This window comes from Sphingomonas qomolangmaensis, from assembly GCF_024496245.1.
In the GTDB taxonomy this organism is placed as follows: domain Bacteria; phylum Pseudomonadota; class Alphaproteobacteria; order Sphingomonadales; family Sphingomonadaceae; genus Sphingomonas; species Sphingomonas qomolangmaensis.
The window spans coordinates 1,088,227-1,106,763 of sequence record NZ_CP101740.1; the positions used below are offsets into that span (position 1 = coordinate 1,088,227).

The 18,537-nt window shown below is 68.1% G+C and carries 15 protein-coding genes; 4 read left to right on the top strand and 11 right to left on the bottom strand.

Annotated features, from left to right (window positions below; translation table 11 throughout):
- Positions 1–29: 29 nt before the first annotated feature.
- The 8 genes from addA to NMP03_RS05195 all read right to left on the bottom strand — a co-directional run bounded on the left by addA (position 30) and on the right by NMP03_RS05195 (position 13,253).
- On the bottom strand, positions 30–3,425 hold the full coding sequence (gene addA / locus NMP03_RS05160; RefSeq protein ID WP_256508018.1) for a double-strand break repair helicase AddA: 3,396 nt from the start codon (positions 3,423–3,425) through the stop codon (positions 30–32).
- Positions 3,412–6,471, bottom strand: a complete 3,060-nt coding sequence (gene addB / locus NMP03_RS05165) for a double-strand break repair protein AddB (protein ID WP_256507449.1) — start codon at positions 6,469–6,471, stop codon at positions 3,412–3,414. The genes addA and addB overlap by 14 nt, the downstream gene beginning before the upstream one ends.
- Entirely contained in the window at positions 6,464–7,219 is a 756-nt protein-coding gene (locus NMP03_RS05170; RefSeq protein ID WP_256507450.1) for a nucleotidyltransferase family protein, read from the bottom strand. Before NMP03_RS05170 ends, addB begins: the two co-directional genes overlap by 8 nt.
- A gap of 5 nt (positions 7,220–7,224) precedes the next feature.
- Positions 7,225–8,205: an aminoglycoside phosphotransferase family protein gene (locus NMP03_RS05175; RefSeq protein WP_256507451.1), complete on the bottom strand. Its 981-nt coding sequence runs from the start codon at positions 8,203–8,205 to the stop codon at positions 7,225–7,227.
- On the bottom strand, positions 8,190–8,636 hold the full coding sequence (gene tsaE / locus NMP03_RS05180) for a tRNA (adenosine(37)-N6)-threonylcarbamoyltransferase complex ATPase subunit type 1 TsaE (RefSeq protein ID WP_256507452.1): 447 nt from the start codon (positions 8,634–8,636) through the stop codon (positions 8,190–8,192). Before tsaE ends, NMP03_RS05175 begins: the two co-directional genes overlap by 16 nt.
- Complete coding sequence (locus NMP03_RS05185) at positions 8,633–10,978, bottom strand: sensor histidine kinase (RefSeq protein WP_256507453.1); 2,346 nt, start codon at positions 10,976–10,978, stop codon at positions 8,633–8,635. Before NMP03_RS05185 ends, tsaE begins: the two co-directional genes overlap by 4 nt.
- 166 nt (positions 10,979–11,144) lie before the next feature.
- Positions 11,145–12,494 (bottom strand): adenosylhomocysteinase, encoded by a 1,350-nt coding sequence (gene ahcY, locus NMP03_RS05190; protein ID WP_256508019.1) that lies wholly within the window; start codon positions 12,492–12,494, stop codon positions 11,145–11,147.
- Positions 12,495–12,692: 198 nt separating this feature from the next.
- Positions 12,693–13,253, bottom strand: a complete 561-nt coding sequence (locus NMP03_RS05195) for a YqgE/AlgH family protein (RefSeq protein ID WP_256508020.1) — start codon at positions 13,251–13,253, stop codon at positions 12,693–12,695.
- Positions 13,254–13,370: 117 nt separating this feature from the next.
- Between NMP03_RS05195 and NMP03_RS05200 the strand changes: the two genes are divergently transcribed.
- The 4 genes from NMP03_RS05200 (at position 13,371) to NMP03_RS05215 (ending at position 17,094) form a co-directional block, all read left to right on the top strand.
- Positions 13,371–13,853, top strand: coding sequence for a peroxiredoxin (locus NMP03_RS05200; protein ID WP_256507454.1), 483 nt, complete (start codon positions 13,371–13,373; stop codon positions 13,851–13,853).
- An 81-nt stretch (positions 13,854–13,934) separates the two neighbouring features.
- Positions 13,935–14,324 (top strand): hypothetical protein, encoded by a 390-nt coding sequence (locus NMP03_RS05205; RefSeq protein ID WP_256507455.1) that lies wholly within the window; start codon positions 13,935–13,937, stop codon positions 14,322–14,324.
- Between the two features lie 130 nt (positions 14,325–14,454).
- Entirely contained in the window at positions 14,455–15,891 is a 1,437-nt protein-coding gene (locus NMP03_RS05210) for an AMP nucleosidase (RefSeq protein WP_256507456.1), read from the top strand.
- Positions 15,892–15,954: 63 nt separating this feature from the next.
- The gene (locus NMP03_RS05215; protein ID WP_256507457.1) at positions 15,955–17,094 is read left to right on the top strand and encodes an SDR family oxidoreductase; all 1,140 of its coding nucleotides are present in this window, start codon (positions 15,955–15,957) and stop codon (positions 17,092–17,094) included.
- Positions 17,095–17,115: 21 nt separating this feature from the next.
- On the opposite strand, the gene NMP03_RS05220 is transcribed toward NMP03_RS05215, so the two are convergent.
- From NMP03_RS05220 to NMP03_RS05230, 3 genes are read right to left on the bottom strand one after another with little or no spacing between them, the layout of a single operon-like run.
- Positions 17,116–17,883 carry an alpha/beta fold hydrolase gene (locus NMP03_RS05220; protein ID WP_256507458.1) on the bottom strand — a complete coding sequence of 256 codons (768 nt, stop codon included), beginning with the start codon at positions 17,881–17,883 and terminating at the stop codon, positions 17,116–17,118.
- Complete coding sequence (locus NMP03_RS05225) at positions 17,880–18,293, bottom strand: type II toxin-antitoxin system VapC family toxin (RefSeq protein ID WP_256507459.1); 414 nt, start codon at positions 18,291–18,293, stop codon at positions 17,880–17,882. Before NMP03_RS05225 ends, NMP03_RS05220 begins: the two co-directional genes overlap by 4 nt.
- Positions 18,277–18,528: a FitA-like ribbon-helix-helix domain-containing protein gene (locus NMP03_RS05230; protein WP_033921243.1), complete on the bottom strand. Its 252-nt coding sequence runs from the start codon at positions 18,526–18,528 to the stop codon at positions 18,277–18,279. The genes NMP03_RS05225 and NMP03_RS05230 overlap by 17 nt, the downstream gene beginning before the upstream one ends.
- Between the last annotated feature and the right edge of the window lie 9 nt (positions 18,529–18,537).

Below are 18,537 nucleotides of genomic sequence, written 5' to 3' on the forward strand. Positions count from 1 at the left end.
CGACAATCTATGCACCGCCGCGCTTTGGCTCAAGCGCGCGAGGCCAAGCTTTGCTCCCCGCGCGCGAAGCCGGGCTTGTGCAATGCCAGCAGTTCGGCGGGCAACGCGATCAGCCGCGGCGCGGCGGTGTAGAGCAACGCTGCCTCGACCGCCCGCCTGGGAAAGATCACCGCCAACGCCGCGGCATAGGCCGCCATCTGCCGCAGATGGTACACCGGCACGTCGTCGCTCGTCGCTGGCGCGCTGCGCCCGGTCTTGAAATCGACCAGCACGATCCGGTCGTCGCGCACCAGCAGGCGATCGACGGTGCCCGATACCACCGCGCCCTCTACCACCGCCGCGATCGGCGCCTCGACCAGTGCATCGTCGCCGAACAATTCGGCGAAATCGGGATGCTCGATCACCGCCAGCGCGGCATCAACGAGGGGCGCGACATCATCCGCGCCAGCGCGCGCAAGCCAACGCTCGCCCGCCATCCGCCGCTCGGCTGGCGCAACCCCCGGCAACCGCTCGAACAGCCCATGCAGCAACCGCCCGCGCTCGGCAGCGGCGCGCATCGCCGGGGTCGGCGGCGGATCAGCGACCGAATCGTCGCCGATCGCCGACGGGGCTAGCGGCCTTGGCGGGCGCGCCTCCTGCGGCGCGGGTCGCCGCGCCCAACCGGGAAGCGCGGGCGATGCCTCGGCAGCAACCGCAGCCACGGCCTTGGCCGCCACCGGCAATTCGGCATCGTCGAGCATCCGCGTCTCGCCCGGCGCAACCCCCAGCGAATCAAACGCCCGCACGGACGCCGCATACCAGCTAAGCGCCGGCGGCTCGCCCTTGGCGCGTGCAGATAGCGATCCGGCGATCACCAATTGCTCCTCGGCGCGGGTCGCCGCGACATAGAATAGCCGCCAATGCTCCTCGATCTCGCGCTGCACGGTTGCCGCGAGCACCTCGCCCAGCGGCCCGCCACGCTCCTCGGGGCGCGGGCGGAAGATCGGAAACGCCGCGCCCTCATGCCGCTCGGGCAGCCAGTCGAGCAGGTCGCGCCGCGCCGCCTTGGGATCGGCGGTGGCGTCGGCCAGGATCACCAGCGGTGCCTGCAGCCCCTTGGCCCCATGCGCGGTCATCACCCGCACCGCCGCCTGCGGCCGCGAAGAATCGCGCACGATCTCGACATCGCCGCGATCGAACCAGTCGAGGAATCGCTGCATCGACGGTGCGGTCAGCCCCTCGAAATTGAGTGCGGCGTTGAGCAACTCCTCGATCGGATCGCGCGCTTCCTCGCCCAGCCGCGCGATCAGCTTGCGCCGCCCGTCGAGGTCGCCCGACAGGATTTCTTCGAGGAAACGATAGGGAGTCGCGACGTCGGCGCGCCGCAGCAACAGGAACAAGGGCGCGAGCCGTGCCTCGTCCTGCGTGCGGCGCAGATGCCGCCACAGGCTGGTCGCCGGGCGATCCATCGCCGCCGCCATCAATTCATCCTGCGTCCAGCCGATCAGCGGCGACACCAACAGGCTGGCAAGGCTCAAATCATCCTCGGGCTGCAACGCAAAGCGCACCGCCGCCAGCAGATCCTGCACCGCCAGCGGCGCGTTGAGCCGCAACCGATCGACCCCCGCCACCGGCACCCCCTCGGCATAAAGCCGCGCGACGATCAGCGCCGCGAGGTCGCCGCGCCGCTTGACAAGGATCATGATGTCCTCGGGGCGAAGCGCGCGGCCCTTGGCCCCCAGCCTATGCCCGTCGTCGAGCCATTGCCGGATTTGCCGCGCGATCCGCTTGGCGAGTTTGCGCGTCGCGTCGTCGACCCAGCCTTCCTCATCGTCGGCATCGCCCCCCGCCACCACCGGCGGCAACAGCGTGACGATCCCTGGCCCTGCGACCTGCGAGGCATGCGGCTCGATCGCGCTCAGCGCCCCCAGCCCCGGTTCGGGCACCGCTTCGATCGCTGCATCGACGAAGCGCAGCACCGTCCGGGTCGATCGAAAGCTCTGCGTCAGCGAGAGCGATTGCAGCGGGCGCGCAGGCTCGTTGGGGAAGGGTTCGGCGCTCGCCAGCGCATCGAACCGCGCCTGCGCCGCGCCGAAATAGACCGGGTCGGTGCCCTGAAAGCCATAGATCGCCTGCTTGTAATCGCCGACGGTGAACAGCGTCCGCACCCCCGATCCGCGCGCGCCCTCGCCCGCGAAAAACTCGTCAGCGAGCGCACCAATGATCCGCCATTGCTCAAAATTAGTGTCTTGAGCTTCATCAATCAGCACGTGGTCGGTAGCCTGGTCGAGCTTGTAACGTACCCAATCGCCCATACCCGGCGTCTCGAGCAGTCTCACCGTCGCCTCGATCAAATCGTTGAAATCGACTGCGCCCGCGCGCCGCTTCGCTTCGCCATAGGCGATGGCATAAGCCCGCCCCGCCTCGAGCGCTTCGGCCAAGCAATCGGCATAGGCCGCCTGCGACCGCATCGCGAGCAGCGCGCCGCAACGCTCGTGCAGCCGAACCGCCCAGCCGTCATAGCCCTCGTCCTTGGGGCCATGCTTGGCGCGCATCTCGCCCTTTGCCGTCGCCCATACCGAATGCAGCTCGCCCAACCCCGCCGCCCGGGCGCGCGGCGAACCGGTGATCCAGCGCGCGATGGCGTCGGCGCGCGCGAGCCCGGTCTTGGTCGCCCAGCCGGCATTCGCCGCGGCGATACCGCGCAGCGATGGCATGTCGAACTCATCATCGCCGCAGCATCGCTCGATCTCGGCGCCGATATCGCCGCTCGGCAGATCGAGCGCGCGGCGGATGAACGGGCCGATGCCGCCCGGCAGCGCCGCCATCGCCGCTGGCTTGCGCGCGCACGCCATCAGGAAATCCTCTGCCTTGCCCTCGCCCAGCCGCAGCGACAGCGCGCCGATCGCCTCGACGATCCGCACCCGCCCGGCGGCCGCTTCGTCCTCGAGCATCCGCGCCAGCGCCTCGCGCGCCAGCACCGCCTCTTCTCGCCCTTCGAGCGGCCGGAAACCCGGCACCAGATTGGCCTCGACCGGGAAGGCCGACAACAGGCTCTGGCAAAAACCGTGGATCGTCTGGATCCGCAGCCCGCCGGGCGCATCGAGCACCCGCGCGAACAACCTGCGCGCACGTTCGATCTGCTCGATGCTCCCACGCTCGCCCAGCGCCTGCAATTCGGCGAATAATTGCGCCTCTGGGATTCGAACCCAGCGCGCCAGCGTGCCGTTGATCCGCTCGGCCATCTCCGCCGCGCCCGCCTTGGTGAAGGTCAGGCACAATATGCCCTCGGGCCGCGCGCCGTGCAGCAGCAGCCGGAACACGCGCGCCGACAACACCTGGGTCTTGCCCGTCCCCGCCGACGCCGACAGCCAGATATGCGCGGTCGGGTCCGAAGCTTCGCGCTGCGCGCCCTTCAGCGGATGTATAGCGCTACTCACGGCCATACCATTCATCGAGCCGCATCAGCTGGTCATACTCAGCATAAGGCGCATATTCAGGCTGCAGCTTCGCCACGAAAGGCTCTTCGCCGGTCAACCATTGCTCCACCGATCGCTGGAAGTGATCGAAAGCTGTGGCGATGAAGTCGTCGGGATCAATCTTGCCGCCCTTGCCCTCGGGCGCAACCGGCGAGCGGATGAAGCCGAACTTGCCGGCATTGCGCCCCAGCGACCAATATTCGAAGGTCCGCGCGATGCCGTCGACCCGCTCGAACCCGCCGCGCTCGGCGATCAGCCCGATCAGCCCCAGTTGCAGGCTGTATCCGGCGGTTACCGCCTTGTTCGACGGCGGGGTACCGGTCTTGTAATCGACGATCCCCAGCGTCCCGTCGGGCATCCGGTCGATCCGGTCATATTTGCCGCTCAGCGTCACCCCCGCGATCTGCAGCTTGCCCGCCTGCTCGACGTCGATCACCGCGCGGCCCTCGTCGCGCTGGCGGGTGAGTTCGCCTGCGATCCAGTCGATCGCCTCGATCAAGCGCGGCTGCCACAATGCGCGCAGCACCGGATGCGTGCGGGCATCGCCGAGCATCACCAGCGCGCGCGGCTTGAGCGCGTCGGGCCGGCACTGGTCCTGCTCGGACCAGGCCTGCAAGACCGCGTGGACCGCAGTGCCGCGCCACGCCGGGGTCGGATCGGCATCGACCGGGTCGAGCGGCATCAGCCCCAGCATCCGCCGCGCGTAAAAGGCGTAAGGATCGGCCTTCAACCGATCGACCTCGGTCACTGATATTTTCCGCGGGCGTGCCTCGACCGGCGGATTGGGCGCGGGCCGGGTGGCAGGCGCGTAGGCATCGGGCCGGTCGAGCGCGCGCGCCCAATCTGCCAGCCCCTTGGGGGCTTCGAGCCCCGCCGACAGTGCCTCCATCCGCAGCCAGAAGCGCGACGCGATCGTCGGCGAAGACGAATCGCGCCGCGCCCGCGTCAGCAGCACCTCGGGCGCGCCGAGCGCCATCGCGAAGTCGTGCGCGGCAAGCCCAATCCGGCGTTCGAGCGAGGGCAGCCCCAACTCGCTACGGATGCGCGGCGCAAGCCAGGGATCGGGCGCAGGCAATGCCGGCCAGACGCCTTCGTTGAGCCCGCCGAGCACCATCAGGTCCGCCGTCTGCAACTGTGCTTCGATCAGACCGTAGATCGCCAGGCGCGGATGCCCGCCCTGCGGCGGCCGCACCGAGACTTCCTCGAAGAGCGTGCGCAGCAGCGGCAACAGATCCCCGGGGGCGACATGGCGCGGGCCATCGGCGCCCTCGATTTCAAGGTCGGCGAGCAATTGCGCCGCAGCGCGGCCATCGGCGCGCGACCAGACGGCATCGCCACAGAGCGTCGTGGCGGCTTCGCGGAGCATCGCGATGAGGCTCGACAACTCCCCTCCCTGGAAGGGAGGGGTCGGGGGTGGGTGGAGGCCTGGAGCTGCTGACGTCGGGGGCACAAGCGCTTCCGTATCGCGAGCACTCGACCCACCCCCAGCCCCTCCCTTCCAGGGAGGGGAGCTTAAGGCAGCAATCCCCTCCAACCGCGCGCGCGCCTCGCTCCACCACGCCGCCGCCGTCTCGCGCACCCTTGCCGTCCGCTTGTCACCCTCGCGCAGATGCGCGTCGATCCCCTCGAGCCCCGGCCCCGGCCGCGGCCCCCGCAGCGCCAGATCGAGTGCGCGCGCGCCTTCGAGCCATGCCAGCCGCCCCTCGCCCGCCGCGACCAGCGGGTGCTTGAGCAATGTCAGCAACGCCATCGGCGCGAAGCGCTGGCCGATCGCATCGGCAATCGCCAGCAACAGCGTCCCCGGCGGCAGCGTCGACAATTTCTGCCCCGCCGAATCGTCGACCGCCACGCCCCAGCGCGCGCAATGCGCCGCCACCCGCCGCGCAAGATTACGATCGGGGGTCACCAGCGCCGCGGTCCGCCCCGGCAGTTCGAGCACCTCGCGCAGCGCCAGCGCGATCGCCTGTGCCTCTTCGGCTGGCGTCGCGACCTCGAGCGCGCGCACCCCGTCGAAGCGCCGCTGGCCGCCGGGCAACGTCGTCCACAGATGGGTGAACGCCGCGGGGGCCATCGCGCTGGCGATCGCCTTGCCGCGCGCCGGGGTTGCATCCAGCTCGCTCGCCACCCGCCACGCCGCCACTTCGGCGCGGTTCACCCCCATCCGGTCGAGCAGCAGCTTCAAATGATATTGCGGGTGGGTCTCGATCGACCGCATCCGCGCGCCGGTCACCGGATCGGACGCGTGCGGCCCGAGCGATGCCCATTGCGCCTCGTCCATATCGGTTGCGAGCCCCGGCAGCACGACCAGCCCACGCGGCATCTCGGCCACCACCCGCAACAGCCGCGCGATCGGCGGCGAGGAATTGGTGACGCCCGCGACGCACACGAACCCTTCGGGCGGCCGCTCGCGCCATGAGGCTGCGGTGCGATCGAGCAGCATCCGCCGCCGCTCAACCATGTCGATCATCCCCAGCCGCGCCAGCTCGCCCGGCCAGCGATCGAGCACCACTTCAAAAGTCGACAGCGCGCTTTGCCAATGGTCCGAAAGCTCGGCGGCGAGTTCGAGATCGCGCAGCGCCGACGCCTCGACCTCCTCGACCTGCATCTGGTCGAGCGTGCGGCCCAGCTCGCCGGCCAATCGAACCGCCTCGGCAGGTTCGATCGCGTCGCCGCGTGCCTCGGTCAGCAGCCGCGCCAGGATCATCCGGCGCTTGAGCGGTGGGACTGCCGGCGGCACCGGATCGGCATCGGCGGGATCGAACAGCGGCCCCACCGCCTCGTCGAGATCGGGATCGCCGATCGCCACGATCCGCGGCAGCAGCAACCCGCCCTCGCTCGCGCGCACGAACGCATCGGTGATCGCCCGCCCAGCGCGATGATTGGGCACCAGCACCACCCCGCGCGCCAGCCCCATCCGGTCGCGCCCGAAGCGCCGGATCAGCCCGATCGCAAGCGTATCGGCGAACGCCCGATGCGGCGGTATCGTATAGAGGCCGAGCCTGCGCTCAGCCATCGGCGAGCAACGCCTCGGCCGCGCCGATCGCCCCCGGACTGCCGACGTCGAACCAGAGCCCCTGGTGCACCATGCCCCAAGCGCGCCCCGCATCGATCGCGCGCTGCCAGAAGATATTGGTGGAAAACGGCCCCTGCGGATAATCGACGATCAGCTTGGGGCTCAATATCTGCACCCCGGTATAGACGAAGGGCGCGAGCCGCCCGGGCTTGCGCCGCCCGACGATCCGCCCCTGCGCGTCGAGATGGAAATCGCCCTGGCCCAAATGGCTGTTGGCGCGCGCCAATGGCACCATCAGCAGCAGCGCATCCATCCGGTCGGGATCCCAGGTCGCGGCGAGCGCGCGGATCGCGTCGACCGGCCCATCGACCCACAGATTGTCGCTGTTGACGCACAGGAACGGCGAATCGCCGAGCAACGGCAATGCCTTCACCAGCCCGCCGCCGGTCTCGAGCAATTCGGCGCGCTCGTCCGAAATCGCGATCTCGATGCCCTTCACACGGTGCTGGAGATGCGCTTCCATCGCGTCGGCGAGGTAATGGACGTTGACCACCGCGCGCGCGACGCCCGCCGCTCGCAGTCGATCGAACACGTGATCGATCAGGGGCTTACCCGCCACTTCGACCAGCGGCTTGGGACGGGTCGCGGTGAGCGGCCGCATCCGTTTGCCGAGGCCCGCCGCCATCACCATCGCGACCTGCGGTACGGCGACGGCAGGATTGGGCCGCAACGCCAGCGTTTGCGCCATGGGTGTCAGGCTTCCAGCAAGGTCGGGTCGCCGCGCTTGGCGGCGGGGATGTTGGCGTCGAACCAGTCGGCGACCGGGCGCAGCGCCGGATGCGCCAGATCGCGGTGGAGATAGTCCCACACGCGCGGGCACAAGGTTGGGTAGCGCGGCTTGCCGTCGCGCTTCCACAGGCGGGTGAAGATGCCGATGATCTTGGCGTTCCGCTGCGCGCCGAGCACATGATAGGCGGTTTCGAACGAGCGGTCGGCACCCGTGGTGCGGCGATAGCGATCGAGCATCGCGGCCTCCAATGCTGCAGGCACGTCGCGCCGCGCATCCTGCAGCAACGACACCAGATCATAAGCGGGATGCCCCGCCAGCGCGTCCTGGAAATCGAGCAGCCCCAGCGTCTCGCTGCCTTCGATCAGCATCAGATTTTCGGCATGATAATCGCGCAGCACGGTCACGATCGGCGCATCGCCGAGCGGCTCCAGCACCTGCGCCCAGGCGGCGCGGTAGCTCTCCAGATCGACCGTCAACCCGATCGCGGGGCAATACCAGTCGACCAGCAGCCCAGCTTCGCGCTGATATTCGGCCATGTCATAGGGCTTGAGCGCCATCGGCGCCTCGCCATGCAGGCGGACCAGCACATCGATCGCGGCTTCATAGAGCCGCAATTCGCTTTCGGGTGCGGCGTCGGCGGTCTCGCGCATCCGCGCATTGCCGAAATCCTCGATCAGTACGAGCCCTTCGCCGAGCTCCTCGCCCAGGATTGCGGGGGCGGCAAAGCCACGCTCGCCGAGCCAGCGCGCGACCGCCAGGAACGGGCGCGGGTCCTCGTGCGGCGGCGGCGCGTCCATCAGGATCGCGCTGCGCCCGGGCGCGACGACGCGAAAATAGCGGCGGAACGAGGCATCGCCGGCAAGCGGCTGGATTTCGGCATCGTCCCACCCGACCGAAGCCAGGAACGGGACGGCGGCGGCAGGCGGGTTCAGGTCAGGGGCCATCGCGCCCTCCAAGCCGCCGGCACCTGCGCTGTCAAGACGCGCGCGTCGTCCTCGGCCACCACAAGCGTCAGCGCGAGTGCATCATGCCACCAATGCGCGCCTGCGCGCTCGGGCCATTCGACCAGCAACGCCGAATCATGCCGCGCATCGTCGAGCCCGAGTTCGAGCAGCTCGTCCTCGTCCTCGATCCGGTACAGATCGACATGCAGCACCGGAAGCGCGAGTTCGGGCGGGGCATAGGGCTGGACGATCGCATAGCTCGGGCTCGGTGCTTCGCCCGCCAGCCCCAGCTCGGCGAGCAAGCCGCGCGCGATGCTGGTCTTGCCCGCCCCCAGCGGCCCGCTCAGCGTGACGACGTCGCCCGGGGCCAGCACGCGGGCGAGCTTGGCGCCGAACGCGCGGCTTTCGGCATCGCCAATCAGGCGGATCATGTTCGCGGCAACGCGATGGTCACCAGCGTCCCCTGTCCCGGCTCGGACACCAGGCTGATCGTTCCGCCATGCGCCTCGACGAACTGCTTGGCGAGCGGCAGGCCGAGCCCCAGCGCGCGTTCGCCGCTGCCGTTGAAGCCATGCCGCGCGAACCGATCGAACGCGCGCGCCTGCGCCTTCGCGTCCATCCCCGGCCCGTCATCGGAAACGACGATCCGTGCGCCCTCGTCGGTGCCGTCGACGTGGAGCAATATCCGGCCCCCCGGCGGGGTTTCGGCCAGCGCGTGGCGAAGCACATGCTCGATCGCCTGGCCGATCCGCCGGACATCGCCGGTCACCACGCCCGCGCTCTCCTGCGCCTCGACCGCGAAGTCGATCGCCTTGTCCGCCGCCGCCGCCGCCAGCCCCGCCGCCACCGCCTCGGCGGCGGGCTTGAGGTCGATCCGCTCGCGGACCGGGGGTGCATCGCCCTGCGTCAGATCGAGCACGTCGTCGACCAAGGTGCCCAGCCGCTCGACCGATTCGAGGATTGCCGCGGTGTAACCGGTCCCGCTTTCGCTCAGCGGCCCGGCATAGCCTGCATGGAGCATCTCGGCGAACCCCTTGATCGAGGTCAGCGGCGTGCGAAGCTCATAGCTCATATTGGCGACGAACTGCGTCTTGACCTCGTCGGCGGCTTCGAGCGCTTCGTTGCGATCGCGCAGCGCCTGTTCGATCCGCTTGCTGTCCGAGATGTCGAGCATCGTCAGCAGCGCGTTTCCATCGGGAAGCGGCACCGCGGCGAACTCGAAATGGCGCCCGTCGGCAAAGGCAACGCGCCCGCCGCGCTGGAGCCGGTCGGCGGTCGCCGATCGTACCAGCTCGGCGATCAGCATCGCGCGCTCGGGCTTGGCGAGGCGATGCGCCGCCTCGCGCGCCAGCGCGTCGACGCGCGGATGGGTGGCGAGCAGCAACGTCGAAAACCCCCAGACGGTGCGGAACTTGTTGTTCCACAATTGCAGCCGACCGTCGGCGGCGAACACCCCCACCGCCTCGAACAAATTCTCGGTCGTCGCGGTGCGCACGCGCAGCAGCGTGTCGCGCGCGCTCGCCAATTGCACCTGCTCGGTGCGGTCCTCGAAGATGATCAGCAGCCCGCGATCGGGCAAGGGCTGCGCCACCACGCGCAGATGCGTGCCCCCCGCGAGGTGCCAATTCTCCTCGATCGACGCCTCGGCCGAGCGAAACCATTCGCGCCGCTCGGCCTTCCAGCCGGGAAAGTCGCGGACCTCGGGCAAGCGCCCCGCCTCGCGCATCCGTTCGATCACGCGATCGAATTCGGGGCGATCGGCCAGCCATTCGCTGCGCATCGCGAACATCCGCCGGAACGGCTGGTTGCAGAACACCATCGCGCGATCGGGGCCGAACTGGACCACGCCGGCTGAAATCCGATCGAGCATCGCGCGCTGCGCCTGGCCGAAGCGCTTGATGCCGCTGCGCGCCTGTTCGAGCTCCTCGATATCGATCGCGAAGCCCGCGGTGCCGCCATCGGCGAGCGGCACGTCGTGGACGCGCAGCATCCGCCGCGCGCCGGCGATCGTCGTCGGCATCGCGCTGACCTGCGGCGCCCCGGTATCGCGCGCGATCGCCGCCTGCGCCATCGGCCCGCCGAGCGCCGATCGTTCGATCAGCTCCACCTGCCGTGCGACGACATCCTCGCCATCGCTGGCGTCTACCGCGTGGACATAAGCGGTGTTGACCATCGCCAGCCGCAGATCGTGCCCGCGATACCACATCGGCATCGGTGCCGCCTCGATCAGCCCGGTCAGCGCGGTATAGGCGTCCTCGAGCCGCTGCGCGCGATCGGCGAGCCGCGCGACCTCGCCCTGCATCTCGGTCGCATCGAAGAACCAGACGAGCACCCCGCCGGTCGCTCCCAGTGCATCGGGGGCGCGTTCGCCCACCGCGAGCATCAGCCGCGCCGACCCTTGCGCGCGCACCGGCAAGCGAAATCCGCGCCCCGCCTTGGCGGCGACGTCGATCGCGTGGGCGAGCGCGTCGCGGTCCTCGCGCACCAGCCCCTCCTCGCCCGCCGACAGCCCCGTGACATCGCGCGCCGGCGCCTGCAGCCCCAACCAATCGGCGAGATGGCTCGACAGCTCGACCTGCCCGTCGGCGCGCACCACCATCGCGCGCGCCGGCGCGGCCCGCACCAGCGCCCACAACCGCGCATTGTCGCGCTCACCCGCACGCGCCCGCACACGGAGCGCCAGCCCGGTATAGAGCGACCACCCGGCGCCCCCCACCAGCGCAGCCAGCACCATCCCGGCAAGCACGACCTGCCAGATGTCCGTGTCGATCATGTCCGGCCGTCCCGAACCGAACCCCTGCCCCGCCTTCGCATCATGCCATAGCCCTAGAACGCGGCGGCGGTGCGCGGAAGGGGGCGCCGCAGCCGATCGCGCGGGGCGCAAATAAAAAGGGGCGCCGGTGGATACCGACGCCCCCTTCTCTACTCGGTTCGACCGATCAGTAGCGGTAGTGATCGGGCTTGAACGGCCCTTCGACCGGCACGCCGATATAACCCGCCTGCTTCGGGGTCAGCTGCGACAGCTGGACGCCCAGCTTCTCGAGATGAAGCGCGGCGACCTTTTCATCGAGATGCTTGGGCAGGACATAGACCTGGTTCTGATATTCATCGCCCTTGGTCCACAATTCGATCTGCGCCAGCACCTGGTTGGTGAAGCTGGCCGACATCACGAACGAAGGATGACCGGTCGCGCAGCCCAGGTTCACCAGCCGGCCTTTGGCGAGCACGATGATCTGCTTGCCGTCGGGGAACTCGACCAGGTCGGTGCCGGGCTTCACTTCGGTCCACTTGTAGTTCGACATCGCGGCGATCTGGATCTCGCTGTCGAAATGGCCGATGTTGCAGACGATCGACATCGGCTTCATCGCCTTCATGTGATCGGCGGTGATGACGTCGGCATTGCCCGTTGCGGTGCAGAAGATGTCGGCGCGCTTGACCGCCTCTTCCATCGTCACGACCTCGAAGCCCTCCATCGCCGCCTGCAATGCGCAGATCGGATCGATCTCGGTCACCATCACGCGCGCGCCGCCATTGCGCAGCGACTGTGCCGAGCCCTTGCCGACATCGCCGAAGCCGGCGACGCAAGCGACCTTGCCCGCCAGCATCACGTCGGTGGCGCGACGGATCGCGTCGACCAGCGATTCCTTGCAGCCGTACAGATTGTCGAACTTCGACTTGGTGACGCTGTCGTTGACGTTGATCGCGGGGAAGGGAAGCTCGCCCTTCTTGGCGATCTCGTACAGGCGATGGACGCCGGTGGTGGTCTCTTCCGAGACGCCCTTCAGGTTCTTGACCGTCTGCGTCAGGTAGCCGGGATATTTTGCGACGAACGCCTTGAGCGCGCGCTGGAACTCGACTTCCTCGTCATTCTCGGGCTCGCTCAGCGTTGCGCCGGCTTCGAGCTTGGCACCCCAGAGCGCGAACATCGTCGCGTCGCCGCCATCGTCGAGGATGATGTTGGCGGTCGTACCGTCGGTGTCGGCACCCCAGTTGAAGATGTCGCCGACATAGTTCCAATAATCAGCCAGGCTCTCGCCCTTGATCGCGAACACCGGCACGCCGGTCGCGGCGATCGCGGCGGCAGCGTGGTCCTGCGTCGAGAAGATGTTGCACGTCGCCCAGCGGACGTCGGCACCCAATGCGGTCAGCGTCTCGATCAGCACCGCGGTCTGGATCGTCATGTGCAGCGAACCAGTGATGCGCGCGCCCTTCAGCGGCTGCGACGCGCCGAATTCCTCGCGCAATGCCATCAGGCCGGGCATTTCGGTTTCGGCGATGTCGATTTCCATCCGGCCGAAATCGGCGAGGCTGATATCGGCAACGACATAATCTTTGGTGTCGAGAACGGGGGCGGTGGCCACTGGAAAATCTCCCGGGTCGTGAAAAGAGGCCGGCAGGCGCAAGTCGCCCGTCGGTGCTGCCGCTTCCCTAGCCAATCCGCCTGCCAAACGCAAACTCAATATAAAGATATCTTTATATGTGTTCGGTCAGGCGCTCCCGGCGCTTCTCGCGAGCAGCCGCGGGTCGATCCCCGCTTGCGAAAACCCCGCCTCCCAGCGCGCTTCGGCGGGGGCGTCGTAGAGCAGCGAGACGTCACCCGGGGTGTTAAACCACCCGTGGCGCGTCATCTCGCCATCGAGCTGCCCTTCGCTCCATCCCGCATAGCCGAGCGCCACCAGCCATTGCGACGGCCCGGTGCCGTCGGCGATCGCGCGCAGCACGTCGACCGTGCCCGACAGCACCCAGCGGCCCGCGACGTCGATCGAATCCTGCCCGCCCCAATCGTTCGAATGAAGGACGAAGCCGCGCTGCGGTTCGACCGGGCCGCCGAAATGCACCGGGGCATCGCCGACGATCCCCGGCTCGATCTCGAACTGGCGCAGCACATCGCCCAGCGTCAGCCCGTCGATTACCGCGCCGATGCCGACGCCGAGCGCGCCCTCGTCGTCATGGCTGCACATGGCGATCACTGCGCGGTCGAAGCGCGGGTCACCGATGCCGGGCATCGCCAGCAGGAACTGGCCGGTCAGATAGGGGGTCTCGTCGATCATCGGTTAAGCATATGCCCCCTGCCCGCGATCCGCCACCGCTTGAAAACTTATCGTCGCACCCCGAAGTGCCGCGCACCGCGCCGCGTGGGCGCATTTCACGGGAGCATCGACATCATGGCCATCGCAATCGGCGAGAAACTGCCCCAAGCCACCCTCGTCAAGGCGACCGAAGCCGGTCCTGACCAGGTTACCACCAACGATTTCTTTGCCGGCCGCCGCGTCGCATTGTTCTCGGTTCCCGGCGCCTTCACCCCGACCTGCTCGGTCAAGCACTTGCCGGGCTTCATCGAGCGCGCCGATGAGATCCTTTCGAAGGGGATCGACGAGGTTGCTTGCACCGCGGTCAACGACGCGTTCGTGCTGGCGGCGTGGAGCAAGGCCAACGAAGCCGATGGCCGGGTGACGATGCTCGCCGACGGTAATGGCGAGTTCGCGCGCGCGATCGGCCTCGATACCGACAGCTCGGCCTATGGCATGGGCCAGCGCGGCCAGCGTTACGCGATGATCGTCAACGACGGCGTCGTCGAACAGCTCCACGTCGAAGCGCCCGGCGAGTTCAAGGTGAGCTCGGCCGACTATCTGGTCGACAAGCTCTAAGCCCGCTGACGGGGGCGACGGATGGCCGTAAGGGAACAACATCGCCCCCGTAACGGTTTGCAGGTGCGAAGGGAGAAATTCATGACCACCGAGCGTTTCCAGAACGACACCGCCGCCAACGACACCGCCGAGGGCAAGGTTGCCCAACTCACCGAGGCTGCGACCAAGCAGCTGTCGAAGGCGAGCGACGCCACCGCCAAGGCTGCGGGCGCCGCGCGCGACAAGATCGAATCGGCGACCGAGACCACGGTCGACTCGGCGCGCCGCCACCCCGTCGCCGCCGCGGCGATCGTCGCAGGCGCTGCCGCCGCCGTCGCTGGCGCCGCTTTCGGGGTAAGCAAGCTGATGGAAAAGCAGAAGGCTTCGCCGTCGAAGTCGAGCGCGCCCAAGGCGCCGGCTACGCCGAAGAAGCCCGCCGCACCGCGCAAGACTGCGGCGAAGAAGCCGGCGAGCACCACCGCCAAGGGCTGATCCGCCGCTCAACTTGCCGGGGTCGGCGCACCGGGGATCGCCCCGCGCGCCGGCCCCGATGCGCGTCCGGCCATCGCGCCGCCAATGCCGAAGTCTTGCCAGCTTCACGCGCGCGCGATAGCCGCTTGGGATGACACAGGCATCCGACATCGTCGCCGAACTCGATCGGCTCTACCGCGCCTCGGTGGCGCGCCTCCAGGCAGCGCTTGGCGCCTATCTCGCCGACGGCACGACCCCGCCGCCGCACAGCCGCAGCGACGGATCGTTCGCCTATCCCGAAATCCGCGTCCGCTATACCGGCGGTGCCGAACGCCCGACTCCGCTGCGCTCGTTCGGGCGGCTCGTCACCGCGGGCGACTATCGGATCAGCGTCACCAAGCCCGCGATGTTCGCGGACTATCTGGTCGAGCAGCTGACCTTGCTGATCGAGGATTATGCGGTCGAGGTATCGGCGGTCGCGGGCACGCAGGAAATCCCCTTCCCGTACGTGCTCGATCCCGGCCACGCGCTGCAGCTCGACGAAGTCTCGGCGCTCGAACTCGCGCGCTTCTTCCCCGCGACCGAACTCGCGCATATCGGCGACGAGATCGCCGACGGGCTGTGGGTCAGCACCGACGAGACGCGTCCGCTGGCGCTGTTCGACGGACTGCGCACCGACTTCAGCCTCGCGCGGCTGCGGCATTACACCGGCACCCCGCCCGAACATGTCCAGCGCTACATCCTGTTCACCAACTATCACCGCTATGTCGATGAATTCGTCCAATGGGGGCTGGGGCAGCTCAATACCGACAGCCGCTTCACCGCGCTGTCGGGCGCCGGCGGGCTGTATATCGAAGCCGGCGGCGATCCCGACCAGATCGTCACCGACAGCGCGTGGCGGCGGCATCAGATGCCCGCCTACCACCTGATCGCCCCCGACGGCACCGGCATCACGCTGGTCAACATCGGCGTCGGGCCGTCGAACGCCAAGACGATCACCGATCACCTGGCGGTGCTGCGGCCAGAGGCGTGGCTGATGATCGGCCATTGCGGCGGCCTGCGCCCCAGCCAGCGGATCGGCGACTATGTGCTGGCGCACGCCTATCTTCGCGACGATCACGTGCTCGACGAAGTGCTGCCCCCCGCGATCCCGGTGCCCGCGATCGCCGAGGTGCAGCTTGCCCTCGCGCGCGCTGCCGCGACCGTCTCGGGCCAGTCGGGCGACGACCTCAAGCGCCGGCTGCGCACCGGGACGATCGTCACCACCGACGATCGCAACTGGGAGCTTCGCTTCTCGGCCTCGGCACTGCGCTTCTCGCTCAGCCGCGCGGTGGGGATCGACATGGAATCGGCGACGATCGCCGCACAGGGCTATCGCTTCCGCGTACCCTACGGCACCTTGCTGTGCGTCTCGGACAAGCCGCTGCACGGCGAACTCAAGCTGCCGGGCCAGGCCAACCGCTTCTACGAACGCGCGATCAGCGAGCATATGCGGATCGGCATCGAGGCGTGCGAGGAACTACGCCGCGAGGGCGCCAAGCTGCACAGCCGAAAGCTGCGCGCATTCAACGAACCCCCCTTTCGTTGATCTTGTTGGGAGAGCTTGGCCGCCTCGCGCGTTGACCAGGCAAATCCCAGCAGGAGTTTCAGCATGGCCATCGCACTCAAGCCGCTCGCCGAACAGACGATCGTCATCACCGGCGCCTCTTCGGGGATCGGCCTCGCCACCGCGCGTCGTGCGGCCCGTGCGGGCGCGCGGGTCGTGTTGGTCGCGCGAAACGAGGATGCGGTGCGCGAGGCGGCCGAGGGGATCATCCTGCGCGGCGGCAAGGCGGCCTATATCGCGCTCGACGTCGCCGACGAGGATGCGCCGCAGCGAATCGGCGCGCTCGCCGACCAACGCTTCGGCGGCTTCGACACCTGGGTGAACAATGCGGCGGCGGCGATGTATGCCGAACTGCTCGACACCAGCATCGAGGAGCATCGTCGCGTCTTCGAAGTCGGCTATTTCGCGTTGGTGCGGGCGTCGCTGTTCGCGGTGCCCCGGCTCGACGAACGCGGCGGCGGCGCGCTCATCAACATCGGCTCGGTATTGTCCGAACGCGCGATCTCACTGCAGGGCGCGTACAGCGCCGCCAAGCATGCGGTGCTCGGCTTCACCGAAGCGCTGCGCACCGAGGTCGAAGCCGCGGGCAAGCCGGTGTCGATCACGCTCATCAAGCCTGCGGGGATCGACACGCCCTATCCCGAACATGCGCGCAACAAGATCGGCGCGCCGGCTCGCATCCCGCCGGTCGTCTACGATCCCGAACTGGTCGCCAAGGCGATCTGCTTCGCCGCGGCCAACCGCAAGCGCGAACTCACCGTCGGCGGGGTCGGGCTGATGATCTCGGGGCTCGGCAATGCGATGCCGCGCATGACCGATCTGGTGATCGAAAGCTTCATGGGCCGCACCGCGCAAACGATCGACCAGCCTGCCGAAGTCGGTGCCGAGGACAATCTGTTCGAACCACGGAAGGATGGCCGTGAGCGATCGAACCAGGACATTTATGTCCGTCGCCAGAGCGTGACGCTCGAAGCGCAGATGCGTCCGCTGGCGGCTGCGACGGTGATCGCTGGCCTCGGCGCCGCCGCCTATCTGCTCACCCGCAAGCCGCAGCCGCCGGTGTTCGCCGTCCAGGCGACCGGCGCGCACCAGCCCGACGGCACCGACTCGAGCGCGTCGTTCGCAGCCGGGATCGCCGATGAAAGCACAATCCCCGAAGCTGAGCCTTCCGTTCGTACCGAATAGCCGCAAGCACGGCCCGGTGCCTCAGTCGCGCAGGAACGCCGCCAGCGCATCGCCCATTTCGGGCTTGGTCACCGAACTCATATGCCCGCCGGGCACCTCGACCAACGTCGCGTTGGCGAGCATCGCGGCGAGTTCGGCATGCGATCCGTTGTCGTCATCCTCCTCGCCCGCCAACACCAGCACCGGCTGCTCGACCGCCAGCACCTGCTCGCGCGAGCTATCGACGAAGGTATCGATCACGTGGCGCAGCGCCACCGGGTCGCCCTTGGTGGTCTTAAGGAACGCCTCGACCATCCATTTGGGCGATCCGCGTTCATAGCTGCCCAGATTGTCGAGGATGTCGCGGAAATGCCCGGCGCGGCGATGGGTGTCGAGCAACCCTTCGAGCCCCATGCCGGCGAACACCACACGCTTGGGCGCAGGCACGATCCCGCGCGCAAGCATCCGCATCGCGGTGCGCGCGCCGAGCGAATAGCCACCCAGGTCGTAATCGGTCAGCCCCAGATGCGCGATCAGCGCCTCGCCATCCATCGCCAGCGCATCGGCGGGATAGGCCGCAGGATCGTGCGGCCGATCGCTGTGCCCATGCCCGCGAAGGTCGGGCATGATCACCCGCCGCCCCGCCGCGGCGATCTTCGCCGCATGCCCATAGCGCACCCAATTGGTATGCGCGTCAGACATATAGCCGTGGATCAGCACCACGGGGCTGCCCTCGCCGACCTCGGTCCAGGCGATCTTGGTGCCGTCGAAGCTGGTGAAATGGTGGATCGAAGTTATCGAAGCCGTCATGCGCTTTCCCTCAGCGGCACGACGTGTCGTCGCGCGGCATGCCCTTCCAACTTTGCGAGAAACTTCAGGTCGGCCGTCACCAGCTCGACCCGCATGTCTTCGGCCAGGGCAACATAGACACAGTCGTAGATGCTATGGCCAAGTTCGGTGGCCAATTCCATCGCCCGGCCCATCACGTGCAATTCATCGACGCTGGTGATCAGCAGCGGCAAATCGGCAAAGGATTGAACCACCTCGGCAATGACAATTTCCCCACGACGATGCTTTTTGACCAATGCATTGCCGACCTCGCTGAAGAACAAGGCCGGCGCATATAATCGCTGATCGCCGATCAGAGCTGCGGCGGCTTGGTGATCTTCTTCGGGAACGATCCATTTGACGCCGACACTGGCATCAATGATCACCGTCACGATCCTCCCGAACCAGCTGCCAACCCGGCGTTTGCGCGACCCCCGATACCTTCGCGCGCTCGCCCGCTTGCTGCATCCGCTGCACCAACGCGCGTTTTTCCTCGGGCGTCAGTTCGGCGATCTCGTGGATCGCATCGCGCGCAAGCGCCTCGACCGAAACACCCTTCAACCGCGCCCGCGTTTTCAGTTGCTCGTAGCGACGGTCGTCGATCTGCCGAACTGTCATCTGTGCCATCTGCGAATG